The sequence below is a fragment of the Stenotrophomonas sp. AC248 genome (assembly GCF_979258185.1).
The window spans coordinates 2,765,928-2,791,793 of the sequence record NZ_OZ409840.1; the positions used below are offsets into that span (position 1 = coordinate 2,765,928).

Genomic DNA, 25,866 nt, shown 5'->3' on the forward strand with positions numbered 1-25,866 from the left:
TCAGAGATCCTGCGCCAGTACCCGGGCGGCGCTTACCAGCGCATTGTCGCTTGGAAGCACGCACATTGCTGCCCCCGCCAGCGGGGTGTAGGTATCGGCGCCGCAGACCCGCTGCAACGGCAGGTGGCCCAGCCCGGCCTCGACCAGCGCGGTGATGACGCCCTCGCCCACCCCGGCGCTGTGCCGGCCTTCGTCGACCACCAGCACCCGCTGGGCGTCGGCGGCCTGTTCGGCGATGAAGCCGGCATTGAGCGGCACCAGCCAGCGCAGGTCCACCACCCGCACCTGCCAGCCCAGCTCGGCCTGGATGGTGCGCGCCGCGCGCAGGCTCATCGGCACGCCGTTGCCGTAGCTGAAGATCACCAGGTCGTTGGCCTCCGGCGCGTACACCCGGCCCTCGCCCGGGCGCATGGTCTGGGTGGGCGGTGGGTACGGGAACAGCCACTGGCCGTCGCCGGGCGCGTACAGGTCCTTGGTCATGTACAGCGCGATCGGCTCCAGGAACACCGATACCCGGCCGTCCACCTGGGCCAGCGCGGCCAACGTGCGCAGCATCATCGCCGCATCATCGCCCCGCGACGGGCACCCCACCACCAGCCCGGGGATGTCGCGCAGCGAAGCGATCGAGTTGTCGTTGTGGAAGTGACCGCCAAAGCCCTTCTGGTAGCCCAGCCCGGCAATGCGTACCAGCATCGGGTTGCGGTACTGGTCGTTGGAGAAGAACTGCAGCGAACAGGCCTCGCCGCGCAGCTGGTCGGCGGCGTTGTGCAGGTAGGCCAGGTATTGGATCTCCGGGATCGGCAGCATGCCCAGGTTGGCCAGGCCCTGGGCCATGCCCAGGATCATGGTTTCATCCAGCAGCGTGTTGAACACCCGGCGCGGCCCGAACGCCTTGAGCAGGCCCTTGCTGACCGTATACACCCCGCCCTTCTGCGCCACGTCCTCGCCAAACAGCAGCGTGGACGGGTACTTGGCCATCAGTTCGTGCAGGCCCTGGTTGATCTGGATGGCCAGGTGCCGCGGCGGCAGCTGCTCGGGCAGCTGCGCCTCGCTGCCGAAGGCGGCCACGCGCGCCTGCGGATCGGCCACGCGTGCGGCTTCGGCCTGCACCGCCGCCGGCGAGTAGGGGGCCAGCGGTGCCATGATCTGCGCCAGCCCGTCCAGCTTGGGCCGGCGGTCGGCTTCTTCGGCGGCGGCGAAACACCGTACACGCATCGCTTCGTAGCGCTGCAGCAGCTGCTCGGCCGTCATCCAGCCCGATTCAAGTGCGATCTGCGCCGAGCGCAGCAGCGGGTCGGCCGCCTCGGCCGCACACAGTTCCGGCAAGGGGCGCCACTCGATTTCGAAGTCGGTACCGGCGTGGCCCATCAGCCGCGTGGTGCGCAGGTGCAGGAAGGTGGGCCGCCGGGTGCGCCGGCAGTGCGCCAGCGCGCGTTGCACCGGGCCGTGGCCGGTGGCCAGGTCCAGGCCGTCGGCGAAGAAATAGTCCAGCCCCGGGCGCTGGCTGAAGGCCTGTGCGATCCAGCCGTCGGGCGTCTTCACCGAAATGCCGATGCCGTTGTCTTCGCACACGAACAGCACCGGCGCCGGCAGCCGCTGGTAGGCCGCCCAGGCCGCCGTGTTGAACGCGGTCTGCGCGGTGGCGTGGTTGGACGAGGCATCGCCGAAGGAGCAGATCACCACGCTGTCGTCGGGAATCGGCAGCGCGTGGCCGATGCGGCGCGCGCTTTCGATGGCCATCGCCGTGCCCAGTGCCTTGGGCAGGTGCGAGGCGATGGTGGAGGTCTGCGGCAGCACCCACAGCGGCTTGCTGCCCCACACCTTGTGCCGGCCGCCGCTCGCCGGGTCGTCACAGCTGGCGGCGAACGACAGCGCCGCGTCGAGCACCGGGTCCATGCCTGGCAACTGGCGGAAGCGTTCGGCCATGAACGCCCCGGAGCGGTAGTGCAGGAACGCCGGATCGGTGTGCCGGGCCAGCCGCGCCACCAGCGCGTTGCCCTCGTGGCCGGACGAGCCGATGGTGTAGAAGACCTTGTTCTGGACGCGCAGCACGCGCGCCATCAGGTCAAGGTGGCGGCTGACCAGCTGCGACTCCAGCAGGGCGTCGAAGCCGGCGGCGTCGAGGGTGCTGCCGGGCAGGATCGGCGCGTCGGCGGCCGGACGCGGTGCGGGATCGCCCCGCCACTGCTGCACGAATTCAGTGAAGTTGGTATCGCAGATCTCAGCCCGGTTGAGGGCCTTCATGCGTGCGGGAATCGGATCGGGAACCACGGCAAACATCCATCAGCCTCCGTGACGCGCGGCCCAGGTGGCCACGCCGCGAGCATGGCCGCAACCTGCGCAGGTTGCCAAGCGCGGGTGCAGCATGCGCGGTCACGTGCGGCGGCGGTGCTGCCATTGGTCGCGCGACTGACCCCAGATCTCGATCGGCTTGCCGTCATGCGGCGGCGGCAGTTCGCCCATGCGCAACAGCGTGCTGCCGAGCTTGCGCGCCACGACCTTGGAGTTCTCGTTGGCCGCGTCGATGGTGTGGATCACCTCCTCCCAGCCCAGCGCGTTGAAGGCCCAGTCGATGCTGGCCACCGCCGCTTCCGGGGCATAGCCCTTGCCCCAGCTTTCACGGCGGATGCTCCAGCCCACTTCGGTGCCGGGCCAGTCCAGCGGCTGCCACGGGCCCATGCGGCCGACCCAGTCGCCGCTGCTTTTCTCGATCACCGAGAACATCGAAAAGCCGTACAGGTGCCAGCTGCCGGCCAGGCAGCTGAAGCTGCGCCACGCCTGCGACGGGGCCTGCACACCGCCGAGGTGCTGCATGACCTCCGGATCGGAGCAGAAGCGCAGGAAGGCATCGAAATCCTCGGCGCGGGGTGGGCGCAGGATCAGGCGGTCGGTTTCCAGCTGCAGGTCGAAGATGCTCATCGCGATGGCCGTCGGAACACAGGCAGAAATCATCGCAGAAGGTCGGGCTGCGCGCTGTGGCGGCCCCCGCAAAACGCAACAGGCCGGACGACGCCGGCCTGTTGCTCGCACGATCCATCCGCGCGGAGTTACTGCTTGTTCGAATCCAGCGCGGCGGTCTGTGTGACCAGCTGGCCGTCGATGACCGGCAGGCGGTCGCTGCTCGGCTTGTTGTCCATCTTCACGGTCTTTTCCACGCCATCGTAGCGGTAGGTCACGTTGTAGCCGGTGACCGCGTTGTTGGTGCCCATCGGAATGCGGTTGCCCGGCTTGCTGGCCATGCGCATGGTGCCGGTGGTGCCATCTTCATTGCGGTAAGTGACGTTGTAGCCGGTGACCTTGGTCGACTCGGAGGTCGCCGTTTCGGTGTGGCACTGGCGCTCGGTGCGGTTGACCACGCGGCCACCCACGTGGCGCTTGTCGACCTGGTTGCCGATCAGGCCGCCGGCCACGGCACCGGCCGCAGTGGCGGCCTTCTTGCCGTTGCCGCCGCCCACCTGGTTGCCCAGCAGGCCGCCGATGACCGCACCGGCGACGGTGCCGCCGACGTTGCCATCGCGCTCGGGCAGGCGCTCCTGCACCACCACGTCCTGGCAGACTTCATGCGGGGTCTGGGTGGTGGAGGTCTGGCGCACCGGCTCGGTGCCGATCACGGTGGCGTAGGCCTTCTCTTTCTTGGTCAGCGGATCAACCTTGACGATGTCGGCGTATTCCAGCTTGCCGGCCTTGTCGTCCACGGCGAGCGCGTCGGTGCGTGCACCGTCATCGGCCAGCGGGGTGGTGTCCAGGGTCGGCCGGGTCTGCGTCGCGGCTACCGGATCGGCGGCGGACGAGCCACTCTTCATGAAAGCAGCGGTGGCGATGCCGCCGACAAGCAGCGCGCCAGCGGCGACCAAAGCAGTGGTAGTAGTACTTTTCATAACCGGCTCCCTGCGGACGATCCGCAACGTTCTTGAGCGGGATTCCAGCATGCGGTGCCTGAACGGAATCTCCACACGGCGTGCACGCCCCCCTTACCCATTCAGGTTCTGTGTCATTGCAGGCCGTGATAGCGTTTACAGCTTCTGTCGAGGAGCGCGTCATGGCCAATCCACTGTTGTTGCCGGTGCTGGAATGGGCACGCCGGCTGCGCTACCCCACCCTGTTCAAGCTCACCGCCGGCCTGTTCGCGCTGACGCTGTTCATTCCCGATCCGGTGCCGGCCGTGGACGAGATCCTGCTGGGCCTGGGCACGCTGCTGCTGGCCAACTGGAAGAACCGAAGCGCCGCGCTGCCGCCGGTGCTGCCGGGCAAACGCCGCGCGTGACGCTGGTCGACAGCCACTGCCACCTGGACGCGTCCGAGTTCGATGCCGATCGTTCCGAGGTGATCGCTCGCGCCCGCGCGGCGGGCGTGCACACCCAGGTGGTGCCGGCGGTGACCGCGGCGAGCTGGCCCACGCTGCGTGACACCTGCCGGCTCGCCGATGGCCTGTATCCGGCCTATGGCCTGCACCCGATGTTCCTGGACACGCACCGGCCCGAGCACCTGGACGACCTGCGCGGTTGGATCGAACGCGAGCGCCCCTGCGCGGTGGGCGAATGCGGGCTGGATTTCTTCGTCGAAGGGCTGGATGCGGACCTGCAGCAGCAGTACTTCGTGGGACAGCTGCGGCTTGCCCGTGAGTTCGACCTGCCGGTGATCGTGCATGCCCGCCGTGCGGTGGATGCGGTGATTGCCGCGATCAAGCAGGTGGGCGGTCTGCGCGGGGTGGTGCACAGTTTCCCGGGCAGCCCCGAGCAGGCGGCGCAGCTGCACAAGCTCGGGTTCCTGCTCGGCCTGGGCGGCCCGTTGACCTACGACCGCGCCCAGCGCCTGCAGCGGCTGGTCGCGCAGATGCCGCTGGAGCAGCTGCTGCTGGAGACCGACGCGCCCGACCAGCCCGACGCCGGCATCCGCGGCGAGCGCAACGAACCGGCCCGGCTGCCGGTGATCCTGGAGACTGTCGCGCGGCTGCGCGGCCAGCCGGCCGAGGACATCGCGGCGCAGACCACGGCGAATGCGAAGCGGTTGTTCGGGCTACCGTAACGGCACGCACCGCACATGCGTGCCGGCGGTAGAGCCGGCCGTTGGTCGGCTGCTCTTGACCGTACCGACCGATCGACCCAACGCTGGGCCGCACTGCGCCGGGACGGATCGGTTGGTGGTGCCGGGTTTCCGGGCAGCTGACCAACGGTCAGCTCTACCGGCGGTAGAGCCGACCGTTGGTCGGCTGCTCTTGACCGTACCAACCGATCGAGCCAACGCGGGCCGCACTGCGCTGGGACGGATCGGTTGGCGGTGTCGGGTTTCCGGGCAGCTGACCAACGGTCGGCTCTACGCGGGGGAGGCGCTCTTTTTGGGCTTCATGAGCATTTCCAGCGCTTTGCCCACGGCGGCGAAGGCGAAGGCGCCGGTGATGTGGGTGGCCGCGCCCAGGCCGGCGCCGCAGTCCAGCTTCAGTGCCGCGTCCGCGCCCAGGTTCGGGCGGATGCCGCACACGGTGCCGTCGGCCTGCGGGTACTTCACGTTCTCCAGCGAATACACCGCCGGCACGCCGAAGTAACGCGACGCGTTCTTCGGGAAATTGAAATCGCTGCGCAGCTTCTTGCGGATCAACGCCATCATCGCGTCGTGCTCGGTGCGCGATACATCGCGGATCCGCACCAGCGTCGGATCGGTGCGCCCGCCCGCCGCGCCCACGGTCAGGATCGGCAGCTTGCGCCGCCGGCACCACGCAATCGTCTCCACCTTGACCCGGAAACTGTCGCAGGCATCAATCACCAGATCGAAATCGCGGTCCAGCAGCTCCACCATGTTCGACACGGTCAGGAACGAGGCGATGGCATCGACCTGGATGTCCGGATTGATCGCCCGGCAGCGCTCGGCCATCGCCTCGGCCTTGTTGCGGCCGTACTGACCGGCCAGGGCCGGCAGCTGACGGTTGGTGTTGGACACGCAGATGTCGTCGGCATCGATCAGGGTCAGGTGGCCCACCGCCGTGCGTGCCAGCGCTTCCACCACCCACGAGCCCACCCCGCCCATGCCGACCACCGCCACCCGGCGGGTCGACAGCAGGTCCACGGTGCCCACCCCATACAACCGGTCGATGCCGGCAAATCGCTCGCGCAGTACGTCGTTCATCGGCACATTTTACCGGCGCGCGAGCCCGCGGGAACGCCACATGGACAGGACGCACCGTAAGATCGACCGCAGCCACCCCAAAGGACGCCACTGCATGAGCCAGCCCGCCACGCCCCACCGCCCCTCCGCCGCCTACCGCTATCTATTCGTCGGCGTGCTCGGCCTGGTGGTCGGACTCATCGCCACCGTCATGGTCTCGCGTGCCATCCAGGCCCGCCAGGACCCGTTCCCCGATGCCCTCATGCACGTCATGAACCGCCAGGTGCAGCTGCTGCAGGACGCCCAGGCACAGAACCGCTGCACTCTGGCCGACAGCGTGCCGCGCCTGCAGACCCTGCGCTCGCTGTCCAATGACGTGGACCTGGCCTTCCCCGGCCTCAAGGACAGCCAGGGCTTCCAGCAGCACGCCAGCGCGCTGCGCGCCACGCTCAACCAGGCGCTGGCCGCCCCGCCCACCGACTGCGTCGGCATGGGCCAGCTGGTCGAAAAGATCCAGAACGACTGCAAGGCCTGCCACCAGGATTTCCGCTGATTCATCTGGCAGCCACCCTTGGGGGGCGGGATTGGCGCGCTGTTCACGTATGACAGGACAGGATCTGCGGCATGCGCCCCAGACGCATTCGACCACCCCTCTGGCCAGGAGAACCACCATGAAGATCCAACTCATTGCTGCAGCCGCCGTCGCCACCGTCGCACTGGCCGGCTGTGCGACCACCTCGCCCGGCTATGGCAGCGGCGGTTACAACAACGGTTACGGCAACAACGGCGGCTACAACAACAACACCAACAACCGCTGCGCCGACTGCGGCATCGTGACCCGCATCAACCAGGTCGCCTCCGGGCGTACCGCGCCTTCGGCCACCGGCGCGATCCTGGGCGGCCTTGTCGGCGCGGTCGCTGGCCATGAGATCTCCGACCACACCGGCGGCAGCAAGGGCAACAAGAACATCGCCGCCGCCGCTGGCGCCGTGGGCGGCGCGCTGGCCGGCAACCAGATCCAGAAGAACGTCACCAGCGACACCTTCGACATCAGCGTGCGCATGGACGACGGGCGCACCGTGGTGGTCAACCAGCGCGACCTCGGCGGCATCCGCGAGAACACCTATGTCCGCGTCGTCAACGGCAAGGTGATCCTGCGCTGATTACGCCGGGCCCCGCCGCGACGTAAAAAAAGGGCCCGCGCAAGCGGGCCCTTTTCGTGTTTCATCCAGCTGACATCGGTGTGCGCTTAGAGCGGCTTCACCTTGTCGGCCTGCAAGCCCTTCTGGCCGGTCACTACTTCGAACTCGACCGCCTGGCCTTCCTTGAGGCTCTTGAAGCCCTGGGACTCGATCGCGCGGAAATGCACGAACACGTCCTCGCCGCTTTCACGGCTGATGAAACCAAAACCCTTAGCGTCGTTGAACCACTTGACGGTGCCCTTCTCAGCCATCTCAGCTACTCCCTAACTGTCTGTCTTGTTGTTGGATACGCCCTGACAGGCGGCTGACAGCAAGGGGGAAGCGAGGTGCAACGATGCAGCGGATCAGAAGATCTACCATCATCAGGCCACGATCCACGGTGACCTTGCCAAGCTCAGCGAGTGCAACTTAACCCGAGCAAAACGAAAAATCAACTGTGAAAAGCTTTCACATGTCAACCCTATTTCCCAGACCATACCGGACAGCATGGACTATTCATTCATCTTCTACCTGGTAGCCGCCCTGCTGGTGCTGACCGGCATCGCAGGCATCATCCTGCCGGCCCTGCCCGGCATCCCGCTGGTATTCGCCGGCCTGCTGGTGGCCGCCTGGGCCGACGGCTTCGCCCATGTGGGCTGGGTGCCGCTGACCCTGCTCGGCATCCTGACCTTGCTCTCGTTCGCCGTGGACATCCTGGCCACCGTGGTCGGCGCGCAGCGGGTCGGGGCCAGCCGCAAGGCGCTGTGGGGCACCGTGCTGGGCAGCATCGCCGGGCTGTTCTTCATGCCGATCGGGCTGCTGGCCGGCCCGCTGCTGGGCGCCCTGGCGGGCGAGTACTGGCATACCCGCGAACTGGGCCGCTCGACCAAGGTGGGCTTTGCCACCTGGCTGGGCATCCTGCTCGGGGTGGCACTGAAAATGGCGCTGGTGGTGGCGATGCTGGGCCTGTTCGCCTTTGCCTGGTTCTTCTGACAGCCGCGCTTTTCACGCCCCGCGCACGGGTCTGCCCGGCATAAACCCTGCTGCGGGACCACGGTCGGCGCTGGCAGGATCGGCGGGCAACGGCCACACTGTCCCGGAAACCCCATTCATCTTTGCCACCTGGCCTGCTTTCATGACCTCTTCGCGCCCACGCTCCGCCCTGTTCACCGCCCTGGCCCTGGCCTCTGCCAGCCTGCCGCTGGCCGCACAGGAAGCGGCCCCCACCCCGGCCTCGCCGGAGGCGTGTGCGCTGGTGGATACCGACGCCGCGCGGCTGACCTGCTACGACAAACTGTTCGGCCACACCCGCGGGGTGACCGAGGCCGCCGATGCCGCCGCCGTTGCCGCGCAGCAGGCCCGTCGCGACGAACGCCAGGCCGCGCGCACGGCCGAGGCCGATGCACCGGCAACGCAGCGCGCCAAACAGCGTATCGGCGAGCTGTTCAAAAGCGACGGCCATGAAGATGCACTGGCCAACGCGGGCAAGGGCTCGCTGCTGGACAGCCGTTGGGAGCTGGCGCAGGACTCCAAGCTGGGCGCATTCCAGCTGCGTGCCTATAAGCCGGTGTACCTGCTGCCGGCGTTCTGGACCAGCGACAAGAACCAGACCCCGCAGTCGCCCAACCCGGCCAACACGGTCACCACGCCGCAGCTGCTGGACAGCAACGAGCTGAAGTTCCAGCTCAGCTTCAAGACCAAGGTGGTGGAGAACCTGTTCGGCGACAACGGCGACATCTGGGCCGGCTATACCCAGAGCTCGCGCTGGCAGGCGTACAACGCCGAGAACTCGCGCCCGTTCCGCGAAACCAACTACGAACCCGAAATGATGCTGCTGTTCCGCAACGGCTATTCGATCGGCGGCTGGCGCGGGCGCATGAGCGGGCTCAGCATCAACCACATGTCCAACGGCCGCCCCGACCCCTTGTCGCGCAGCTGGAACCGGGTGATCGCCACGATCGGCCTGGACCGCGAAAACTGGGCACTGGTGCTGCGCCCGTGGTACCGCCTGCCGGAAGATCGCAAGGACGACAACAACCCGGATATCGAGGATTACATGGGCCGCGGCGACGCCACCCTGACCTGGAACCGGAATGGCCACGAAGTCTCGCTGATGGCGCGCCATTCGCTGCGCGGCGGCGACCGTTCGCACGGGGCGGTGCAGCTGGACTACGGCTTCCCGATCAGCAACCTGCTGCGCGGCCACGTGCAGGTGTTCGACGGCTATGGCGAGAGCATGATCGACTACAACCACAAGGCCACCTACATCGGCCTGGGCGTGTCGCTGCTGGAGTGGTACTGATGGCGGTGACGATCTGGCACAACCCGCGCTGCAGCAACTCGCGCGGGGCGTTGCAGATCCTGCATGAGCACGGCATCGAACCCACCGTCATCGCCTACCTGGACACCCCGCCGGACGTGGCCACGCTGCAGTCGTTGGTCGCGGCGATGGGCACCGGCGCACGCGCCCTGCTGCGCACCAAGGAAGACGCGTATGCCGCGCTTGGCCTGGCCGATCCAACGCTGGACGACACGGCCCTGATCGCGGCGATGCACGCGCACCCGTCGCTGATCAACCGGCCGATCGTGCGCACCCCGCGCGGCGCTCGACTGTGCCGGCCGCCGGAAACGGTGCTGGAGATCCTCCCGGCCTGACGCCGGCCCGCGGTGGCTCAACCGCCGCAGCGGCTCACGCAGCGGTCGCGCTCTTCACCGCAGCGCAGCGCCGGCGAACGATTACGGCAGAAGTCGGCACTGGCCTGGCACGAGCGGCGCAGTTCCGGATTGTCGATCTTGTCGCAGCGACCGTCGCGCTGGGTGGCCACCCCGGTGCCGCAGGTGTCGCTGCTGCCACTGCCCAGTGGGCTGGCCGAACAACTGTCGTACCGGCTCTGGCAGACCGCCATGCACTGGTTGGCGGCGGTCACCTCGCGCAGGCTGGGTGAGGCGTAGTTGTCGCCGCCGCTGCTGCACGCGGTCATCAACAGGGCCAGCAGCCCGCCGAACAGCATCCTTTGCATGGTATTGCTCCTTGGTGGCATCACCAAGAAGCGTATCAATTCTTCGCGCCGGTTGCCGGCATCGCCGGGTCACCGCCAGTCGGTGATGCCTTCGCGCCGGTACACCTCGATGAAGGCCGGGCGCGCCTTGAGCCGATCGGCGTAGGCCTTGAGCACCGGCCAGGTGTCGCTTGGCACGGGCATGTTGCGCGACCAGCGCAGCAACATCACCAGCATCAGGTCGACCACGCTGAGCTGCGCGCCGAGCATGTACGGGCCACCGGCCTGCAGGTGGTCGGACAGCCGCTGCCACGCGGCCTGCAGCCTTTCGCGGGCCATCTCGCGGGTAGCGCCGGCGCTGTCCGGCCCGGCCATCTCATGGGCGTAGAACCAGGCGCGGTACGCCGGTTGCACGGTGTTGGCGCACCAGAACATCCAGCGGTACGCCTCGCCGCGCTCGGCAGTGCCCGGCGCCGGCAACAGACCCGCCTGCGGATGCAGGTCGGCCAGGTGCAGGGCAATCGCCGCCGCTTCGGTCAGGACCTGCCCATCCATCACCAGCGTGGGTACCACGCCTGCCGGATTGAGCGCCAGGTAGTCGTCGGACTTGTGCTGACGGGTCTCGAAATCGAGCAGGACCAGTTCGTGCTCGACACCCAGTTCGATCAGCAGCCAGTGCACCACCAGCGAGGCGGTGCTGGGGGAACCATACAAGGTGGTGGGCATGCGCGGCGCCTGTCAGGAGAAGCCTCCGATTATGCGCCGCCCGGCGGCCTGCGATGGATACAGATGCACGCCTGCGCATGGTGGCGCTGTGGCTGTTGCGCCGCGCCAGGCAGGCCTAGCATGCGCAGCACCTTTCCCCCGGAGTGCGGCGATGCCCGAGCTGTCCCACCTGCTGGCATTCGGCCTGATCTCGCTGGGCATGGTGCTCACCCCCGGGCCGAACATGATCTACCTGGTGTCGCGCTCGATCTGCCAGGGGCGCGCGGCCGGGCTGGTGTCGCTGGGCGGCATCGCGCTGGGGTTCCTGGTCTACCTGCTGTGCGCGGCGCTGGGCATCACCGCGTTGTTGATGGCCGTGCCGCATGCCTACGACGCCCTGCGTATCGCCGGAGCGCTGTACCTGCTGTACCTGGCGTGGCAGGCGCTGCGCCCAGGTGGGCCGTCGCCGTTCCAGCTGCGTGAACTGCCGCGCGACAGTCCGCGCCGGTTGTTTGCGATGGGTCTGTTTACCGCGCTGCTCAACCCGAAGATCGCGGTGATGTACCTGTCGCTGCTGCCGCAGTTCATCCAGCCCAGCGGCCACGGCAGCGTGATGGCGCAATCGGTGGTGCTGGGGCTGGTGCAGATTGCCACCAGCCTGGGCGTCAATGCGTTGATCGTGCTGGCCGCCGGCAGCATTGCGGCCTTCCTGGCGCGGCGGCCGCGCTGGCAGGCAATGCAGCGCGCGCTGATGGGCACGGTGCTGGGTGCGCTGGCGGTGCGGATGCTGGTGGACGTGCGGCGGTGAGGGGGCGCGCCGACCAACGGTCGGCGCCTACCGGGTTTGCCGCAATGAAAAACGGCGCCCTCGGGCGCCGTTTTTTCTGTCTGCGTGCCGACCAGGGCCGGCAGCCGCAGAGGTCAGGCCACCACCACCGGAATCTTGCCGATGCGGGCCTGCCATTCGCGCGGGCCGGTGATGTGCACCGATTCGCCGGTGGAATCCACCGCCACGGTCACCGGCATGTCCTGCACGGTGAACTCGTAGATCGCTTCCATGCCCAGGTCGGCGAAACCGACCACCTTGGCCGCCTTGATGGCCTTGGACACCAGGTAGGCCGAACCGCCGACCGCCATCAGGTAGGCCGACTTGTTGTCGCGGATCGCTTCGATCGCCGCCGGGCCGCGCTCGGCCTTGCCGACCATGCCCAGCAGGCCGGTCTGTTCCAGCACCTGGCGGGTGAACTTGTCCATGCGGGTAGCGGTGGTCGGACCGGCCGGACCCACTACTTCGTCGCGCACCGGATCGACCGGGCCCACGTAGTAGATGAAACGGCCCTTGAGGTCGACCGGCAGCGGCTCGCCCTTGTCCAGCATTTCCACGATGCGCTTGTGCGCGGCATCGCGGCCGGTGAGCAGCTTGCCGTTGAGCAGCAGGGTCTGGCCCGGCGTCCAGCTGGCCACGTCTTCGGGGGTGATCGTGTCGAGGTCGACACGGGTGCCCTTGGAGGCGTCGTAGGTGATCTGCGGCCAGTCTTCCAGCGACGGCGGATCCAGCATCACCGGGCCGCTGCCGTCCAGGGTGAAGTGCGCATGGCGGGTGGCCGCGCAGTTGGGGATCATCGCCACCGGCAGGTTGGCCGCGTGGGTCGGGAAGTCCTTGACCTTGATGTCCAGCACCGTGGTCAGGCCGCCCAGGCCCTGCGCACCGATACCCAGCGCATTGACCTTGTCGAACAGTTCCAGGCGCAGTTCTTCGGCGCGGTTGGAGGCGCCACGGGCCTTGAGCTCGTTGATGTCGATCGGCTCCATCAACGATTCCTTGGCCAGCAGCATCGCCTTCTCGGCGGTGCCGCCGATGCCGATGCCGAGCATGCCCGGCGGGCACCAGCCAGCGCCCATGGTCGGCACGGTCTTGAGCACCCAGTCCACGATCGAGTCGGACGGGTTGAGCATGGCGAACTTGCTCTTGGCTTCCGACCCACCGCCCTTGGCGGCGACGATCACCTCGACATGGTCACCCGGCACCACCTTGACGTTGACCACGCCGGGGGTATTGTCCTTGGTGTTGGTGCGCTTGCCGGCCGGGTCGGCCAGCACCGAGGCGCGCAGCTTGTTGTCCGGGTGGTTGTAGGCGCGGCGCACGCCTTCATTGGCCATGTCTTCCACGCCCATGGTGGCATCGTCCCAGCGGACGTTCATGCCGATTTCCAGGAACACGGTGACGATGCCGGTGTCCTGGCAGATCGGGCGGTGGCCTTCGGCGCACATCCGTGAATTGATCAGGATCTGGGCCATCGCTTCCTTCGCGGCCGGCGATTCCTCGCGCTCGTAGGCGGCGGCGAGGCTCTTGATGTAATCGACCGGGTGGTAGTACGAAATGTACTGCAGCGCGTCGGCGATGGACTGGATGAGGTCTTCCTGCTTGATCGATGTCACGACTTGCTCGCTTGCTGGAGGCTGGCGGGGATTCAGCCCATCATTTTACCCCCCTGGCGCCGCCAAGGGGCATTGGCCGTGGTGCGACACCGGGCATCGCGCCGGCACGGCGTCTGCGGCACAGTGGCCCTACCCCTGTCACAACCACGCCCCTGGCGGCGTCCTCCCGGCATGACCCCGACCGATACCTTCCAGACCCACCGCCCCCGCCTGCTTGCCCTGGCCTACCGCCTGCTGGGCAGCCGCAGCGACGCCGAGGACGTGGTCCAGGACGCCTGGCTGCGCTGGCAGGGGGCCGACATCGCCAGCGTCCGCGACCCCGAAGGCTGGCTGGTGACCGCCACCACGCGCCTGGGCCTGGACCGCCTGCGGGCGCGGCGCAACGCCCGCATCGACTACGTGGGGCCGTGGCTGCCCGAGCCGCTGGAGATCGCCCTGGACCCGGATCCGCTGCACGACCCGGCCCAGCGCCATGCGCGGGCCGACGAGGTGTCGATGGCCTTCCTGGCCCTGCTGGAGCAGCTGGGGCCGGACGAGCGCGCCGCCTTCCTGCTCAAGGACGTGTTCGACTATGACTACCCCGACATCGCTCCCCTGCTCGACCACAGCCCGGCCAACTGCCGCCAGCTGGTCCATCGCGCCCGCCAACGCCTGCAGGCCGGCAAACCGCGCTTCGAGGTCAGCGCCGGGCAGCACCGCGACCTGCTGACCCGCTTCATGGACGCCTCCCAGCGTGGCGACCAGGCCGCGATCCTGTCGTTGCTGCATGCCAATGCGGAGATGGTGTCCGACGGCGGCGGCCGGGTCACCGCAGCCATTCGCCCGTTGCTCGGCGCCGAACGCATCGCCCAGTTGTACTGGGCGATCGCGCGGCGCAACGGGGCGCACCCGGCCCGGATCGGCTACGTGAACGGCGAGCCGGCCATCCTGCGTTTCCAAGGCGACCAGCTGCACTCGGTCACCCTGGTCAGCATCGACGGCGACCGCATCGCGCGGGTGCTGAGCGTGCTCAATCCAGAAAAACTCACCGCACTTGTCACAGCGCGCAACCCGGGCGCGTCCTCCTGATGAAGACGGCCAACCGGGCCGTCATGGAGTCCACCATGTCCGCTTCTCCCCGCGTTCCCTATTTCCGCCTGGCCAACGAGGCCATCAAGGGCCTGCTGGCCACCAGCAAGGCCGTGCATGAGAGTTCGATCGACCCCACGTTGATGGAGCTGGTGTTCCTGCGCGTGTCGCAGATCAATGGCTGCGGCTACTGCATGGACATGCACGGCACGGCCCTGCGCAAGGGCGGCATCGAACCGCGCAAGCTGGACACGTTGCCGGCCTGGCACGAAAGCCGTTTCTTCGACGCCCGCGAACGCGCCGCGCTGGGTTGGGCCGAAGCACTGACCCGGCTGCCCGACGGCGCGCCCTCCGACGCGGCATTCGATGCACTGGCGCCGCACTTCGATGAAAAGGGCATCAGCGACCTGAGCGTCGGCGTGGCCGTGATCAACGCCTGGAACCGCCTGGGCGCGGGGCTGCTGCCGCCGCTGCCGTAACCCGGTAGTGCCGGCCGCTGGCCGGCTCCACGTACATCCATCCCGCCCGGTAGTGCCGGCCGCTGGCCGGCTCCACGGACATCCAACCCCCGCGCGGTAGTGCCGGCCGCTGGCCGGCGCCACGGACATCCAACCCCCGCGCGGAGCCGGCCAGCGGCCGGCACTACCGTGTGATTGCCGTGCTGCGGTGTGCCGACCAACGGTCGGCACCTACCGGTTGGGATGGGTGCGCGCTTTGGTGTCGTGGCGTGCAACGCATTCATCCCTCCGCCACGGCGCGGGCGCGCACAATAGCGGCCATGCCTGCTTCCCCCGCTGCCGGTGCGCCCGGCCAGAAGAATCCCAGCCTGCGCGAACGCTTCCAGGCGATGCGCAACCTGCCCCCGTTCCTGCGCCAGGTGTGGCAGACCAGCCCGGCCCTGGCCAGCGCCAGCCTGGGCCTGCGCCTGATCCGTGCATTGCTGCCGGTGGCAATGTTGTACGTGGGCAAATTGATCATCGACGCGGCGCTGCACCTGAGCCAGCACGAGGCCGGGTTCCCGCCGTTCGGCGAGGCGCTGTCCAGCGGCCTGCTCAATCCACTGCTGGGCCTGCTGGCGTTGGAGTTCGGCCTGGCGATCGTGTCCGACCTGCTGGGCCGCGCGGTGAACTACGCCGACAGCCTGCTCTCGGAACTGTTCACCAACGTCACCAGCGTGCGGCTGATGGAGCACGCCGCCGAGCTGGACCTGGAAGACTTCGAAGACCCCGACCTGCAGGACAAGCTGGACCGCGCGCGGCGCCAGACCATGGGCCGGATGAACCTGATGAGCCAGCTGTTCGGCCAGGTGCAGGACGCCATCACCGTGGCCAGTCTGGCGGTGGGCCTGCTGGTGTACGCGCCGTGGCTGATCCTGCTGCTGGCAGTCGCGCTGGTGCCGGCTTTCATCGGCGAATCGCACTTCAACGCGGCCGGCTACTCGCTCAATTTCCAGTGGACGCCCGAGCGCCGCCAGCTGGACTACCTGCGCCAGATCGGGGCCAGCGTGGAAACCGCCAAGGAGGTGAAGATCTTCAACCTCCACCGGTTCCTGATCGAGCGCTACAAGTACCTGGCCGACAAGTTCTTCCACGCCAACCGCGCACTGGCCCGCAAGCGTGCGTTCTGGGGCACGCTGCTGGCCGCGCTCGGCACGCTGGGGTACTACACCGCCTATGCCTACATCGCGTGGCGCACCGTGCGCGGCGACTTCTCCATCGGCGACCTTACCTTCCTGGCCGGCAGCTTCCTGCGCCTGCGCCAGCTGCTGGAGGGCCTGCTGATCGGGTTCTCGCAGGTGGCCGGCCAGGCGCTGTACCTGGACGACCTGTTCTCGTTCTTCCAGATCCAGCCGGAAATCCACTCACGGACCGATGCCGTGGCGATCCCGCAACCGATCACCCAAGGCTTCGTGTTCGAGAACGTGGGCTTCCGCTACCCCGACGCCGAGTCGTGGGCGGTGCGCCACCTGGACTTCGAACTGCGTGCCGGCGAAGTGCTGGCCCTGGTGGGCGAGAACGGGGCCGGCAAGACCACGTTGGTGAAGCTGCTGGCGCGCCTGTACGACCCCGACGAGGGCCGCATCCTGCTCGACGGGCGTGACCTGCGCGACTACGACCTGGACGACCTGCGCGCCAACATGGGCGTGATCTTCCAGGACTTCGTGCGCTACAACCTGAGCGCCGGCGAGAACATCGGCGTGGGCCTGGTCGAGGCGATGACCGACGATGCGCGGATCCGCGACGCGGCCCGCCGCGGCATGGCCGACGAGGTCATCAACGCCCTGCCCAACGGCTACGACCAGCTGATCGGCCGCCGCTTCAAACAGGGCGTGGACCTGTCCGGCGGGCAGTGGCAGAAGATCGCCATCGCGCGGGCCTACATGCGCGACGCCCAGGTGATGATCCTTGACGAACCCACCGCCGCGCTGGATGCGCGCAGCGAGTTCGAGGTGTTCCAGCGCTTCAAGGAACTGTCCGACAACCGCACCGCCGTGCTGATCTCGCACCGCTTCTCCTCGGTGCGCATGGCCGACCGCATCCTGGTGCTGGCCGGCGGCCGGATCGAGGCAAGCGGCACCCACGCCGAGCTGATGACCCAGGGCGGCCGCTATGCAGAATTGTTCGAACTGCAGGCGGCGGGATACCGCTGACAGCCCCGTTCCACAGGCCTTCCCGGCCAGTCAATGAGAATTTATCTCATTTGAGATAAACTGGCCGGGACAAAACAGATCAGACCCCACCCCCATGTCTTCCGCTTTCGGCGCCGAAACGGTGCTTGAGGTCCGTCACTGGACCGACGCCTACTTCAGCTTCACCACGACCCGCGACAGCGGTTTCCGCTTCGAGAACGGTCAGTTCGTGATGATCGGCCTGGAAACCGAGACGCGGCCGCTGCTGCGTGCCTACTCGATCGCCAGCGCCAACTGGGAAGAGAACCTGGAGTTCTTCAGCATCAAGGTGCAGGACGGCCCGCTGACCTCACGCCTGCAGCACATCCAGCCCGGCGACAAGGTACTGGTTGGCAAGAAGCCCACCGGCACCCTGCTGATCAGCGACCTGCACCCGGGCAAGCACCTGTACCTGCTGGGCACCGGCACCGGCCTGGCGCCGTGGCTGTCGGTGATCAAGGACCCGGAAACCTACGAACGCTTCGACAAGGTGATCCTCACCCACGGCGTGCGTTACGAAAAGGACCTGGCCTACCGCGACCTGTTCGAGAAGGAACTGCGCGAGCACGAATTCCTCGGCGAGATGATCGGCGACAAGCTGCTGTACTACCCGGCCGTCACCCGTGAGGCGTTCCCCAACCAGGGCCGCCTGACCTCGCTGATGGAAAGCGGCGAGATGCAGAAGACCCTCGGCCTGCCGCCGCTGGACCCGGAAAACGACCGCGCCATGATCTGCGGCAGCCCGCAGATGCTGGCCGACCTGCGCACCGTACTGGACAGCCGTGGCTTCCAGACCTCCCCGCGCATCGGCACCCCGGGCCACTACGTCTTCGAGCGCGCGTTCGTCGAGAAGTAGTCGCGGTGCCGGCCTCCGCCCGGCTCACCAACCTGCGCCACCCCGTAGAGCCGGGCTCTGCCCGGCTGATCGACCGACATGCACGCCAGCCGGGCAGAGCCCGGCTCTACGGGGCTGATCGACCAATCTGCGCGCCAGCCGGGCAGAGCCCGGCGCTACGGGGCTGATTCGCCGACCGCGGCCCTGCCGGGTAGAGCCGACCGTTGGTCGGCTACCGCGCCAACGATCGCATGCACGTTGGGCTATATTCCGCGTCAGCCCGGCAACGGTCGGGCCGGACCTGGAGCCGTGCCGATGATCAGGAAGATCCGCCCCGCCCTCGCCTGCCTGCTGCTCGGCATGAGCCTGGCCGCCAGCGCCGCCGCGCCTGCACCACCCTCACCGAACGCCGGCGATATCCCGCCGCAGATCCTCGGCAAAGACCGCCAGGGCAACGTGGTCGACCTGGCCAGCCAGCGCGGCAAGGTCGTCATCGTCACGTTCTGGGCGTCGTGGTGCGGCCCATGCCGCAAGGAACTGCCGATCCTGGGCCAGCTGCAGAAGGTCATCGGACATGACGCGCTGCAGGTCTACGCGGTGAACCTGAAGGAACCCCGCGCCGATTTCGCCGCCATCGCCCGCAGCCGCAACGCCCCGCCGCTGGACTACATCCATGACGCGAAGGGCGTGGTCAGCGACCAGTACGGCATCCAGGCCATCCCGCACATGTTCATCATCGGCCACGACGGCAGCATCGCCCGCGTGCATCGCGGCTACTCCGAGCAGAGCCTGCCGAAAATCGTCGACGACATCCTCGCCCTGCTGCCCGAAGACGTGCGCAACCGCAAAGCTGGTGGCTGATTCCACCGCCGCGGCGTAGAGCCACGCCATGCGTGGCTGGAACGTGGGGCCATCCGGTAATGCGAGCCGGTAGAGCCACGCCATGCGTGGCTGGAACGCTGGGCGAACCGGTAATGCGAGGAGCCGGCCAGCGGCCGGCACTACCGGGATCACGGAGCCGGGCAGAGCCCGGCGCTACGCCGGTGCCGCCTCGCTCCGGTGTTACGCCAGCGCCGCTTCGATATCGTCGCGCAGCGACTCGGGCTTGTCGGTCGGCGCATAGCGCTGCAGCACCTGCCCATCGCGGCCGACCAGGAACTTGCTGAAATTCCACTTGATCCCGCGCGTTCCCAACACCCCGGACTTCTCCGCCTTCAGCCACTGCCACAGCGGGTGCGCACCCTCGCCGTTGACCTCGACCTTGTCCGACAACGGGAAATCCACCGCGTAGGTCAGCGAACAGAAACTGCGGATCTCCTCGGCGTTGCCCGGCTCCTGGTGCCCGAACTGGTCGCACGGGAACCCGATCACCACCAGCCCGCGCGCCGCGTACTCCCGCCAGAGCGCCTCCAAGCCTTCGTACTGCGGGGTGAACCCGCACTTGCTGGCCACGTTCACCAACAGCAGCACCTTGCCCCGGTACTGCTCCAGCGCCTGCGGCTGCCCGGTGAGGTCCACGAACGAGAAATCAAAGGCGGTGGTCATGACCGAGCTCCTGCGCAAAAAAGCATCTTAGCGCCGTGGTGGGGATGAACGGGGCAACGGGCCGTGGGGTGGCGCTGACGCGGTGGGGTTCATGGGGAGCCGGCCAGCGGCCGGCACTACCGTCTGATTTGCCACTCAGCGATGCGCCGGCCAAGTGTCCAGCGCGCGGCAGACCCACCGCCGCGCCTTGCGCCCCGCGCTTTCAACATGCCTTTCGACACAAGCCCCACCCCGCCACCCCGGGTTACCCTCGGGCACTTGTCTGACCGGAGAATTCCCCTTGACCACCCGTCTTGCCCTTGCCGTCGCCGTAACCCTCGGCCTGGCCCTGCCTGCCTATTCCGCCGTCGCCGCTGCCCCCGCCGCCGCGAACGCCCAGCAGGCCAACCCGTTCTTCGCCGACAGCCCGCTGCCGCTGCATTACCCGCAGTTCGACAAGATCAAGGACAGCGACTTCGCCCCCGCCTTCGACGCCGGCATGGCCCAGCAGCTCAAGGAAGTGGAGGCCATCGCCAACAACAAGGCCAAGCCTACCTTCGACAACACCCTCATCGCCCTGGAAAAGAGCGGTGACACCCTGGATCGCGCCACGACCGTCTTCTTCAGCCTGGTCGGCGCCGACACCAACGACACCCGCAAGAAGCTCCAGGCCGACTACTCGGCCAAGTTTGCCGCCCACAGCGATGCCATCGCCCTCAACGGCAAGCTGTTCGCCCGCATCCAGACCCTGTACGACACCCGCGCCCAGCTCGGCCTCGACGCCGAAGGCGTGCGCCTGGTCGAGAAGTATTACGAAAGCTACGTCCGCGCCGGCGCCAAGCTCAACGATGCCGACAAGACCAAGCTCAAGGCCATGAACGCCGAACTGGCCAACCTGGGCACCACGTTCAGCCAGAACGTGCAGAACGAAGTGAACGCCTCGGCGGTCGTCGTCGACGACGTCAAGCAGCTCGACGGCCTGTCGCCTGAGCAGATCGCCGCCGCCGCCGAAGCCGCCAAGGCCCGGAAGCTGGACGGCAAGTACGTCATCGCCCTGCTCAACACCACCGGCCAGCCGCCGCTGACCAACCTGCGCAACCGCGACCTGCGCCAGAAGATCTACGAAGCGTCCATCACCCGCGGCAGCCGCGGCGGCCAGTACGACAACACCGCCCTGGTCTCGCGCATCATGCAGCTGCGCGCCGACAAGGCCAAGCTGATGGGCTTTGCCAACTTCGCCGCCTACAACCTCACCAACCAGACCGCCAAGACGCCCGAAGCAGTCAACGCCATGCTCGGCCAGCTCGCCCCGGCCGCGGTCGCCAACGCCAAGCGCGAAGCGGCCGACCTGCAGGCCATGATCGACCAGGAACAGAAGGCTGCCGGCAAGCCCACCTTCAAGCTGGAAGCCTGGGATTGGGCGTTCTACAGCGAGAAGGTCCGCCAGGCCAAGTACAACTTCGACGAATCCCAGCTCAAGCCGTACTTCGAGCTGAAGAACGTGCTGGAAAACGGCGTGTTCTTCGCCGCCAACCAGGAATACGGCCTGACCTTCAAGCAGCGTACCGACCTGCCGGTCTACCACGACGACGTCACCGTCTATGACGTGTTCGATGCCGACGGCAGCCAGCTGGCGATCTTCATCTTCGACCCGTACGCACGCGCCTCCAAGCGCGGTGGCGCCTGGATGAACTCGTACGTGTCCCAGTCCGCGCTGACCGGCTTCAAGCCGGTGGTGGCCAACCACCTCAACATCCCCAAGCCGCCGGCCGGCCAGCAGACCCTGCTGACCTGGGATGAAGTGACCACCACCTTCCACGAGTTCGGCCACGCCCTGCACGGCATGTTCTCCAACGTGAAGTACCCCTACTTCTCCGGCACCGCCGTGCCGCGCGACTTCGTCGAGTTCCCCTCGCAGGTCAACGAAATGTGGTCGGACAACCCGGCCATCCTGAAGAACTACGCCAAGCACTACCAGAACGGCTCGGCCATGCCGCAGGCGCTGCTGGACAAGGTGATTGCCGCGGCCAAGTTCAACCAGGGCTTTGCCACCACCGAATACCTGGGCGCGGCCATGCTTGACCAGCGCTGGCACCAGATCGGCCCGGACCAGGTGCCGGCCGCCAAGGACGTGATGGCCTTCGAGCGCGCCGCGCTGGAGAAGGACGGCATCTACTACGCGCCGGTTCCGCCGCGCTACAAGACCCCGTACTTCAGCCACATCATGGGCGGCTACTCGGCCGGCTACTACGCCTACATCTGGTCCGAAGTGCTCGACGCCAACACCCAGAAGTGGTTCCGCGAGAACGGCGGCCTGAGCCGCAAGAATGGCGACCACTTCCGCAAGGCACTGCTGTCCAAGGGCGGCAGCGTGGACGCGATGCAGCTGTTCCAGGACTTCGCCGGGCACGCCCCGCAGATCGAGCCGCTGCTCGAAAAGCGTGGCCTGACCTCGGGTGACAGCAAGAAGTAAGCGTCCGCTCCATCGACGTGCACCAAGAAGAACGCCCGGTCATGCCGGGCGTTCTTTTTTGGTTTTTCTGCCCATGGCGATACGGACGTGGCGGTAGGTACCAACCGTGGGTTGGTACGGCCCTCAATGCGCCTGCGGGTCGAACCAGGCTTCCCAGGTAAACGGTGCGGCGGCCATCGTGCGCGCCTGTTCGAACGCCGCCCTCGCCTGCGCCATGCGCCCGGTATTGAGCAACGCCACGCCGAGGTTGAAGGCCGCATGCCGATCGTCGCTGCCCAACGCCAATGCCCGCTGCAACACCTCACGCGCGTGGGCGTACTGCGCGCGGTCACAGGCGACGGCGCCGAGCGCGGTCAGCAGCAGCGCATCCTCACCGTGGGCGGACAGCGCGGCCTCCAGCGTGGCCGCGGCCGTTGCAAGTGCAGTGTCCGCATCGCGCGTGCCGGCGAACGCGGCCTCCACCTCGCTGCGGGCGCTCAGCAACGCGTGGACCACGGCGGGAGAAACGGCGTCATGCATGTAGTGCAATGCTAACGGGAAACACACCCGCCCGGCGATGCCCGGGCGGGATCAACGCGGCCGCCAGCGCTATGCCGGCGGCCGCAATCGCACTCAGTTCGAGGCGGTGGTATAGGCGTAACCGAGCGGCGACCCTGCCTGGTCAACCTTCGCCTTCACCTTGAAGTGGAACGCCGGCAGGTTGGAGCCGCTCATCCGGCAGTTCTCGGTTTCGGTCACCTTGCAGGTGTACGCCTGCTCGGTCGGCTCGAAGCCCATGCCGATGTACATCTCCAGGTCCGGGTTGGTACGCAGCATGGTGGTGGTGTAACGGTTCGCCTTCGGCTTGATTACACCGGAAATGGTCTCACCTTCCATCAGCGTCACATTCATGCCCGCCGTGCGCGAGCCGCCCGGGGCGGTCTGCAGGTTCCAGGACAGGCACACCATGTCGGACGGGTCGGTGCAGGCCACTTCTTCCACGTCGTAGGCCTTGCGCGCGGCCGACGCCTGGCTGGCCAGGGTGCAGGCGAGCAGCACCGCGATGGCGCTGGCGAAATGGGTTTTCTTGTTGCTCGTCATCTGTTGATCAACTTCACATTGGGGGATGGATGCCATCGCGAACCACCACCGAACGGGCATGACGCGCAACGGCGGCGCCCAGTGGGCCATGCGGTGGCGACGAGAATCTGCGAATCGAATCACGTATTTCCCGGTCCCACAGCGCAGCGTGTCGGCAAGACGTTGAACGCCCCGACCGCGTCATATCGTGATTCTTTCGGCCTATCGCAACTGAACGAATGCAGTCCGACATTGACGCATCGCTGGGCCATACGCGACATCCATGGCGATCCCGTCAGTGCAGGAGCCGTCTACGTCAGCGCGGCGCCACATACCCACCCGGCACCCCATGCGGCGACAGCACCAGCTGCCACAGCTGCGCATGCCGGCAGCGGAAGCTGGCCATCGAGGCGGCCAGGTAGAAACGCCACATGCGCTTGAAGCGTTCGTCATAGCGCTGCGGGTCCAGCTGCGGCCACGCGGTCTCCACGTTCAACCGCCAGGCCTGCAGCGTGTGGTCGTAGTCGGTACCGAAGTTGTGCCAGTCCTCCAGCACGAACAGGCCTTCGAACGCGGCGGTGAGCTGGGCGGCCGAGGGCAGCATCGAATTGGGGAAGATGTAGCGCGCAATCCAGGGATCGGTGCGGTGGCGCGACAGGTTGCCGCCGATGGTGTGCAGCAGGAACAACCCGTGCGGATGCAGGCAGCGCCGCGCCATCTCGACATACCCGCGGTAGTTCTTGTCGCCCACGTGCTCGAACATGCCCACCGAGAAGATCGCGTCGAAGGTCTCCTCGACGTCGTGGTAGTCCTGCAGGCGGATCTCGATCGGCAGCCCGGCGCACAGCTGGTGCGCGTACTCGGCCTGCTCCTGCGAAATGGTGATGCCCACGCCGGACACGCCGTAGCGTTCGGCGGCGAACTTCAACGCTTCGCCCCAACCGCAGCCGATATCCAGAACGTGCTGGCCCGGGCGCAATCCGAGTTTGCGGCAGATCAGGTCGAGCTTGGCTTCCTGCGCCCCGTCCAGGTCCTGCGCGTCGCGCCAGTAGCCGCAACTGTAGACCAGGCGCTGGCCGAGCATGGCCTCGTACAGGTCGTTGCCGAGGTCATAGTGACGCTTGCCGACTTCGAAGCTGCCACTGCCCGCCTGCAGGTTGAACAAGCGCGCCTTGAGTCCATCGGCCACTTCGCGCCAGCTGTGCACGCGCTCGTCCAGGTGGGCCTGCATCAGGTGATACAGGAAGCCGTCCAGCGAGGCGGCGTCCCACTGGCCGTCCATGTAACTCTCGCCCAGACCGAGCGAGCCCTGGGCCATGACCCGCGTATGGAACTGCGGGTCATGCACGTGGATGTCGTGCGGCTGGTCACCGCCAACGGTAACCCCCGCCTCGTGCAGCAACAGCGTCACTCGTCGTTGCAGTCCCGCGTCCACATTGCCTCCGTCGGTCAGCCTCGGGCAAACAGCCCCGCGTAGGCGGTGCCGACGTGCGGCGCCAGCACGCTGGCCGGAACATCCACGGTCTGCGTGCCATCCGAGTACGGCCCCACCTGGTACGGCGGGAACACAAAGCGTACCGCGCTGATCTTGCCATCGGTACCGGTGAGCGGCTGGAACTGACTGAAGTTCTCCGCGCTCGGCTCGGTGCCGTCGGCGATCATCCGGCTGGCGCTGCGCAGCGATTCCTGCAGCTGGCCCGGGTCCATGTCTTCGCTGCTCAGGCGGGTGGCCACGCGCTCGCGCAGCTGGTCGCCGATGTAATCACTGACCGCCTTCCAGCCCTTGGCGTCGGCCACCAGCTTGTCGGCGGTGAGCATCTGCTGCTGCTCGGGCAACCACACAAAGCGCGCCACCAGCGGCTCGCCATGGGCACCGCCGGTGTAGCGGCTGCCATCGGCGCTGACCACCACAAGCTGCGGGGTTTCCAGCACTTTCTCGAAGCTCAGCGACAGCTCGTAGGGCATCGTCGGTTTGTCATTGCCGAGGCCATCCACGGCCTGCTGCAGCTCGCCGCGCGCCGCGCCGGCATAGTCGGACAGTGCCTTGGCCAGGCCCGGGTACCGCGCGATGTCGGTCGGGTAGCTGATACCCACCACGGCCTGCGGCGTGTTTTCGATCACGTCGCGCAGTTCCACCGGGGCCGCTGCGTCGGCAGGCGTCTCGATGTTGGCCGGCTGCGCTGCCGTGCTGCCATCGGCCGGTGGTGCGGCGGTATCGGCGGCGTCGCGCTTGCAGCCGGCCACCAGCACCAGGCCCACGGCCAGGGCCAACGCGCTGGCGCGCAGCGCGCGACGGTTTACTACGATGTTCATTGCAATCCCCTTGTTGAAACCCAGCATGTTGATCGGTCGTCCCTGAGACACTCCCTGCTGCCGTCAGCCGGCCAGCAGGTCGTCGTATTCCTCATGGCGTTGCATGAAGGCTTCGGCGTAGGCACACGCCGGCACCACCTTGTATTTGTGTTCGCGCGCATAGCGGAGCGCCACCTTGGTCAACTCCCCTGCGATGCCACGCCCCTCGATGGGTTCGGGCACCTCGGTGTGGGTGATGACCATGCGCTTCTGTCGTTTCAGCGACTTGATCTGGTAATCCAGCAGTGCCAGATGCCCTTGAACCCGGGCCTGGAACCGGTGGTTGGCCAGATCGTGCTCCACCTCGTATGCCAATCCGGGCGGGGTGACCGAAGCCATGGGCGGTGTCTCCTGCGGCAACTGACGCGATAGTGCGCAGCGTAGCGCCATGATCGCGTGAAGTCTGAACAGGGGCAAGCAACGACGTAGCGCGTCACATACCGCCCTAAAGGTCCGGCCATTCA

Annotated in this window: 28 protein-coding genes; 14 read left to right on the top strand and 14 right to left on the bottom strand. The window is 67.3% G+C overall.

All coding sequences use genetic code 11. The features are described 5' to 3' along the window. The 3 genes from ACZ0AE_RS12595 to ACZ0AE_RS12605 all read right to left on the bottom strand — a co-directional run bounded on the left by ACZ0AE_RS12595 (position 1) and on the right by ACZ0AE_RS12605 (position 3,878). Positions 1-2,280: a thiamine pyrophosphate-dependent enzyme gene (locus ACZ0AE_RS12595; protein ID WP_463601295.1), complete on the bottom strand. Its 2,280-nt coding sequence runs from the start codon at positions 2,278-2,280 to the stop codon at positions 1-3. Between the two features lie 93 nt (positions 2,281-2,373). Then, positions 2,374-2,919 carry a GNAT family N-acetyltransferase gene (locus tag ACZ0AE_RS12600; protein ID WP_038687566.1) on the bottom strand — a complete coding sequence of 182 codons (546 nt, stop codon included), beginning with the start codon at positions 2,917-2,919 and terminating at the stop codon, positions 2,374-2,376. 128 nt (positions 2,920-3,047) lie between these two features. Further along, entirely contained in the window at positions 3,048-3,878 is an 831-nt protein-coding gene (locus ACZ0AE_RS12605) for a glycine zipper 2TM domain-containing protein (protein WP_038687564.1), read from the bottom strand. Positions 3,879-4,039: 161 nt separating this feature from the next. Here ACZ0AE_RS12605 and ACZ0AE_RS12610 point away from each other — a divergent pair, with 161 nt between their 5' ends. Together ACZ0AE_RS12610 and ACZ0AE_RS12615 are read left to right on the top strand one after the other, a co-directional pair. Further along, positions 4,040-4,264 (top strand): DUF6116 family protein, encoded by a 225-nt coding sequence (locus tag ACZ0AE_RS12610; protein WP_463601296.1) that lies wholly within the window; start codon positions 4,040-4,042, stop codon positions 4,262-4,264. Continuing rightward, the gene (locus tag ACZ0AE_RS12615; RefSeq protein WP_463601297.1) at positions 4,261-5,025 is read left to right on the top strand and encodes a TatD family hydrolase; all 765 of its coding nucleotides are present in this window, start codon (positions 4,261-4,263) and stop codon (positions 5,023-5,025) included. Before ACZ0AE_RS12610 ends, ACZ0AE_RS12615 begins: the two co-directional genes overlap by 4 nt. Before the next feature lie 288 nt (positions 5,026-5,313). Here the strand turns inward: ACZ0AE_RS12615 and ACZ0AE_RS12620 are convergent, their stop codons facing one another. After that, positions 5,314-6,120, bottom strand: a complete 807-nt coding sequence (locus ACZ0AE_RS12620; RefSeq protein ID WP_463601298.1) for a tRNA threonylcarbamoyladenosine dehydratase — start codon at positions 6,118-6,120, stop codon at positions 5,314-5,316. A gap of 94 nt (positions 6,121-6,214) precedes the next feature. Between ACZ0AE_RS12620 and ACZ0AE_RS12625 the strand changes: the two genes are divergently transcribed. Both ACZ0AE_RS12625 and ACZ0AE_RS12630 read left to right on the top strand, forming a co-directional pair. Next, the gene (locus ACZ0AE_RS12625; RefSeq protein WP_137189880.1) at positions 6,215-6,652 is read left to right on the top strand and encodes a cytochrome c; all 438 of its coding nucleotides are present in this window, start codon (positions 6,215-6,217) and stop codon (positions 6,650-6,652) included. A 118-nt stretch (positions 6,653-6,770) separates the two neighbouring features. Continuing rightward, positions 6,771-7,262 carry a glycine zipper 2TM domain-containing protein gene (locus ACZ0AE_RS12630; RefSeq protein ID WP_038687556.1) on the top strand — a complete coding sequence of 164 codons (492 nt, stop codon included), beginning with the start codon at positions 6,771-6,773 and terminating at the stop codon, positions 7,260-7,262. A gap of 86 nt (positions 7,263-7,348) precedes the next feature. Here ACZ0AE_RS12630 and ACZ0AE_RS12635 read toward each other — a convergent pair whose 3' ends face one another. Further along, positions 7,349-7,552, bottom strand: a complete 204-nt coding sequence (locus ACZ0AE_RS12635) for a cold-shock protein (protein WP_019185917.1) — start codon at positions 7,550-7,552, stop codon at positions 7,349-7,351. A 235-nt stretch (positions 7,553-7,787) separates the two neighbouring features. Here ACZ0AE_RS12635 and ACZ0AE_RS12640 point away from each other — a divergent pair, with 235 nt between their 5' ends. From ACZ0AE_RS12640 to arsC, 3 genes are all read left to right on the top strand, one after another. Then, on the top strand, positions 7,788-8,273 hold the full coding sequence (locus ACZ0AE_RS12640; protein ID WP_038687553.1) for a DUF456 domain-containing protein: 486 nt from the start codon (positions 7,788-7,790) through the stop codon (positions 8,271-8,273). A 142-nt stretch (positions 8,274-8,415) separates the two neighbouring features. Then, positions 8,416-9,582, top strand: a complete 1,167-nt coding sequence (locus ACZ0AE_RS12645) for a phospholipase A (RefSeq protein ID WP_463601299.1) — start codon at positions 8,416-8,418, stop codon at positions 9,580-9,582. Continuing rightward, positions 9,582-9,935: an arsenate reductase (glutaredoxin) gene (gene arsC, locus ACZ0AE_RS12650; RefSeq protein WP_463601300.1), complete on the top strand. Its 354-nt coding sequence runs from the start codon at positions 9,582-9,584 to the stop codon at positions 9,933-9,935. The genes ACZ0AE_RS12645 and arsC overlap by 1 nt, the downstream gene beginning before the upstream one ends. A 17-nt stretch (positions 9,936-9,952) precedes the next feature. Here arsC and ACZ0AE_RS12655 read toward each other — a convergent pair whose 3' ends face one another. Together ACZ0AE_RS12655 and ACZ0AE_RS12660 are read right to left on the bottom strand one after the other, a co-directional pair. Beyond that, positions 9,953-10,300: a hypothetical protein gene (locus tag ACZ0AE_RS12655; RefSeq protein WP_463601301.1), complete on the bottom strand. Its 348-nt coding sequence runs from the start codon at positions 10,298-10,300 to the stop codon at positions 9,953-9,955. A gap of 69 nt (positions 10,301-10,369) precedes the next feature. Then, positions 10,370-11,005, bottom strand: a complete 636-nt coding sequence (locus ACZ0AE_RS12660) for a glutathione S-transferase family protein (RefSeq protein WP_038687548.1) — start codon at positions 11,003-11,005, stop codon at positions 10,370-10,372. Between the two features lie 151 nt (positions 11,006-11,156). Here ACZ0AE_RS12660 and ACZ0AE_RS12665 point away from each other — a divergent pair, with 151 nt between their 5' ends. Then, positions 11,157-11,792 (top strand): LysE family translocator, encoded by a 636-nt coding sequence (locus tag ACZ0AE_RS12665; RefSeq protein WP_038687546.1) that lies wholly within the window; start codon positions 11,157-11,159, stop codon positions 11,790-11,792. A gap of 113 nt (positions 11,793-11,905) precedes the next feature. Here ACZ0AE_RS12665 and ACZ0AE_RS12670 read toward each other — a convergent pair whose 3' ends face one another. After that, positions 11,906-13,423: a fumarate hydratase gene (locus ACZ0AE_RS12670; protein ID WP_038687545.1), complete on the bottom strand. Its 1,518-nt coding sequence runs from the start codon at positions 13,421-13,423 to the stop codon at positions 11,906-11,908. Between the two features lie 171 nt (positions 13,424-13,594). Between ACZ0AE_RS12670 and sigJ the strand changes: the two genes are divergently transcribed. From sigJ to ACZ0AE_RS12695, 5 genes are all read left to right on the top strand, one after another. After that, positions 13,595-14,491 (top strand): RNA polymerase sigma factor SigJ, encoded by an 897-nt coding sequence (sigJ, locus tag ACZ0AE_RS12675; protein ID WP_463601302.1) that lies wholly within the window; start codon positions 13,595-13,597, stop codon positions 14,489-14,491. Positions 14,492-14,526: 35 nt separating this feature from the next. Continuing rightward, the gene (locus tag ACZ0AE_RS12680) at positions 14,527-14,970 is read left to right on the top strand and encodes a carboxymuconolactone decarboxylase family protein (protein ID WP_137189891.1); all 444 of its coding nucleotides are present in this window, start codon (positions 14,527-14,529) and stop codon (positions 14,968-14,970) included. A 299-nt stretch (positions 14,971-15,269) separates the two neighbouring features. Beyond that, entirely contained in the window at positions 15,270-17,141 is a 1,872-nt protein-coding gene (locus ACZ0AE_RS12685; RefSeq protein ID WP_463601303.1) for an ABC transporter ATP-binding protein, read from the top strand. 94 nt (positions 17,142-17,235) lie between these two features. Continuing rightward, complete coding sequence (locus ACZ0AE_RS12690; RefSeq protein ID WP_137189893.1) at positions 17,236-18,015, top strand: ferredoxin--NADP reductase; 780 nt, start codon at positions 17,236-17,238, stop codon at positions 18,013-18,015. Between the two features lie 294 nt (positions 18,016-18,309). After that, positions 18,310-18,855, top strand: coding sequence for a TlpA disulfide reductase family protein (locus ACZ0AE_RS12695; RefSeq protein ID WP_463601304.1), 546 nt, complete (start codon positions 18,310-18,312; stop codon positions 18,853-18,855). Positions 18,856-19,056: 201 nt separating this feature from the next. Here the strand turns inward: ACZ0AE_RS12695 and ACZ0AE_RS12700 are convergent, their stop codons facing one another. Then, a complete protein-coding gene (locus ACZ0AE_RS12700; protein WP_038687537.1) occupies positions 19,057-19,539 on the bottom strand; it encodes a glutathione peroxidase in 483 nt (160 codons plus the stop codon). 280 nt (positions 19,540-19,819) lie between these two features. Between ACZ0AE_RS12700 and ACZ0AE_RS12705 the strand changes: the two genes are divergently transcribed. After that, entirely contained in the window at positions 19,820-21,991 is a 2,172-nt protein-coding gene (locus tag ACZ0AE_RS12705) for a M3 family metallopeptidase (protein ID WP_038687534.1), read from the top strand. Positions 21,992-22,114: 123 nt separating this feature from the next. Here ACZ0AE_RS12705 and ACZ0AE_RS12710 read toward each other — a convergent pair whose 3' ends face one another. The 5 genes from ACZ0AE_RS12710 to ACZ0AE_RS12730 all read right to left on the bottom strand — a co-directional run bounded on the left by ACZ0AE_RS12710 (position 22,115) and on the right by ACZ0AE_RS12730 (position 25,741). After that, entirely contained in the window at positions 22,115-22,510 is a 396-nt protein-coding gene (locus tag ACZ0AE_RS12710) for a UDP-N-acetylglucosamine-peptide N-acetylglucosaminyltransferase (RefSeq protein WP_448134019.1), read from the bottom strand. A 93-nt stretch (positions 22,511-22,603) separates the two neighbouring features. Continuing rightward, complete coding sequence (locus ACZ0AE_RS12715) at positions 22,604-23,071, bottom strand: hypothetical protein (RefSeq protein WP_448134020.1); 468 nt, start codon at positions 23,069-23,071, stop codon at positions 22,604-22,606. A gap of 295 nt (positions 23,072-23,366) precedes the next feature. Further along, complete coding sequence (gene cfa / locus ACZ0AE_RS12720; RefSeq protein ID WP_463601305.1) at positions 23,367-24,485, bottom strand: cyclopropane fatty acyl phospholipid synthase; 1,119 nt, start codon at positions 24,483-24,485, stop codon at positions 23,367-23,369. Between the two features lie 14 nt (positions 24,486-24,499). Further along, positions 24,500-25,390: a DUF3298 and DUF4163 domain-containing protein gene (locus ACZ0AE_RS12725; protein ID WP_394343846.1), complete on the bottom strand. Its 891-nt coding sequence runs from the start codon at positions 25,388-25,390 to the stop codon at positions 24,500-24,502. Between the two features lie 36 nt (positions 25,391-25,426). Beyond that, entirely contained in the window at positions 25,427-25,741 is a 315-nt protein-coding gene (locus tag ACZ0AE_RS12730; protein ID WP_038687526.1) for a GNAT family N-acetyltransferase, read from the bottom strand. Between the last annotated feature and the right edge of the window lie 125 nt (positions 25,742-25,866).

Coding starts and splice junctions, on each gene's coding strand:
- ACZ0AE_RS12595 (WP_463601295.1), bottom strand. CDS start 2,280: ATGTTTGCCGTGGTTCCCGATCCGATTCCCGCACGCATGAAGGCCCTC.
- ACZ0AE_RS12600 (WP_038687566.1), bottom strand. CDS start 2,919: ATGAGCATCTTCGACCTGCAGCTGGAAACCGACCGCCTGATCCTGCGC.
- ACZ0AE_RS12605 (WP_038687564.1), bottom strand. CDS start 3,878: ATGAAAAGTACTACTACCACTGCTTTGGTCGCCGCTGGCGCGCTGCTT.
- ACZ0AE_RS12610 (WP_463601296.1), top strand. CDS start 4,040: ATGGCCAATCCACTGTTGTTGCCGGTGCTGGAATGGGCACGCCGGCTG.
- ACZ0AE_RS12620 (WP_463601298.1), bottom strand. CDS start 6,120: ATGAACGACGTACTGCGCGAGCGATTTGCCGGCATCGACCGGTTGTAT.
- ACZ0AE_RS12625 (WP_137189880.1), top strand. CDS start 6,215: ATGAGCCAGCCCGCCACGCCCCACCGCCCCTCCGCCGCCTACCGCTAT.
- ACZ0AE_RS12630 (WP_038687556.1), top strand. CDS start 6,771: ATGAAGATCCAACTCATTGCTGCAGCCGCCGTCGCCACCGTCGCACTG.
- ACZ0AE_RS12635 (WP_019185917.1), bottom strand. CDS start 7,552: ATGGCTGAGAAGGGCACCGTCAAGTGGTTCAACGACGCTAAGGGTTTT.
- ACZ0AE_RS12640 (WP_038687553.1), top strand. CDS start 7,788: ATGGACTATTCATTCATCTTCTACCTGGTAGCCGCCCTGCTGGTGCTG.
- ACZ0AE_RS12645 (WP_463601299.1), top strand. CDS start 8,416: ATGACCTCTTCGCGCCCACGCTCCGCCCTGTTCACCGCCCTGGCCCTG.
- arsC (WP_463601300.1), top strand. CDS start 9,582: ATGGCGGTGACGATCTGGCACAACCCGCGCTGCAGCAACTCGCGCGGG.
- ACZ0AE_RS12655 (WP_463601301.1), bottom strand. CDS start 10,300: ATGCAAAGGATGCTGTTCGGCGGGCTGCTGGCCCTGTTGATGACCGCG.
- ACZ0AE_RS12660 (WP_038687548.1), bottom strand. CDS start 11,005: ATGCCCACCACCTTGTATGGTTCCCCCAGCACCGCCTCGCTGGTGGTG.
- ACZ0AE_RS12665 (WP_038687546.1), top strand. CDS start 11,157: ATGCCCGAGCTGTCCCACCTGCTGGCATTCGGCCTGATCTCGCTGGGC.
- sigJ (WP_463601302.1), top strand. CDS start 13,595: ATGACCCCGACCGATACCTTCCAGACCCACCGCCCCCGCCTGCTTGCC.
- ACZ0AE_RS12680 (WP_137189891.1), top strand. CDS start 14,527: ATGTCCGCTTCTCCCCGCGTTCCCTATTTCCGCCTGGCCAACGAGGCC.
- ACZ0AE_RS12685 (WP_463601303.1), top strand. CDS start 15,270: ATGCCTGCTTCCCCCGCTGCCGGTGCGCCCGGCCAGAAGAATCCCAGC.
- ACZ0AE_RS12690 (WP_137189893.1), top strand. CDS start 17,236: ATGTCTTCCGCTTTCGGCGCCGAAACGGTGCTTGAGGTCCGTCACTGG.
- ACZ0AE_RS12695 (WP_463601304.1), top strand. CDS start 18,310: ATGATCAGGAAGATCCGCCCCGCCCTCGCCTGCCTGCTGCTCGGCATG.
- ACZ0AE_RS12700 (WP_038687537.1), bottom strand. CDS start 19,539: ATGACCACCGCCTTTGATTTCTCGTTCGTGGACCTCACCGGGCAGCCG.
- ACZ0AE_RS12710 (WP_448134019.1), bottom strand. CDS start 22,510: ATGCATGACGCCGTTTCTCCCGCCGTGGTCCACGCGTTGCTGAGCGCC.
- ACZ0AE_RS12715 (WP_448134020.1), bottom strand. CDS start 23,071: ATGACGAGCAACAAGAAAACCCATTTCGCCAGCGCCATCGCGGTGCTG.
- ACZ0AE_RS12725 (WP_394343846.1), bottom strand. CDS start 25,390: ATGCTGGGTTTCAACAAGGGGATTGCAATGAACATCGTAGTAAACCGT.
- ACZ0AE_RS12730 (WP_038687526.1), bottom strand. CDS start 25,741: ATGGCTTCGGTCACCCCGCCCGGATTGGCATACGAGGTGGAGCACGAT.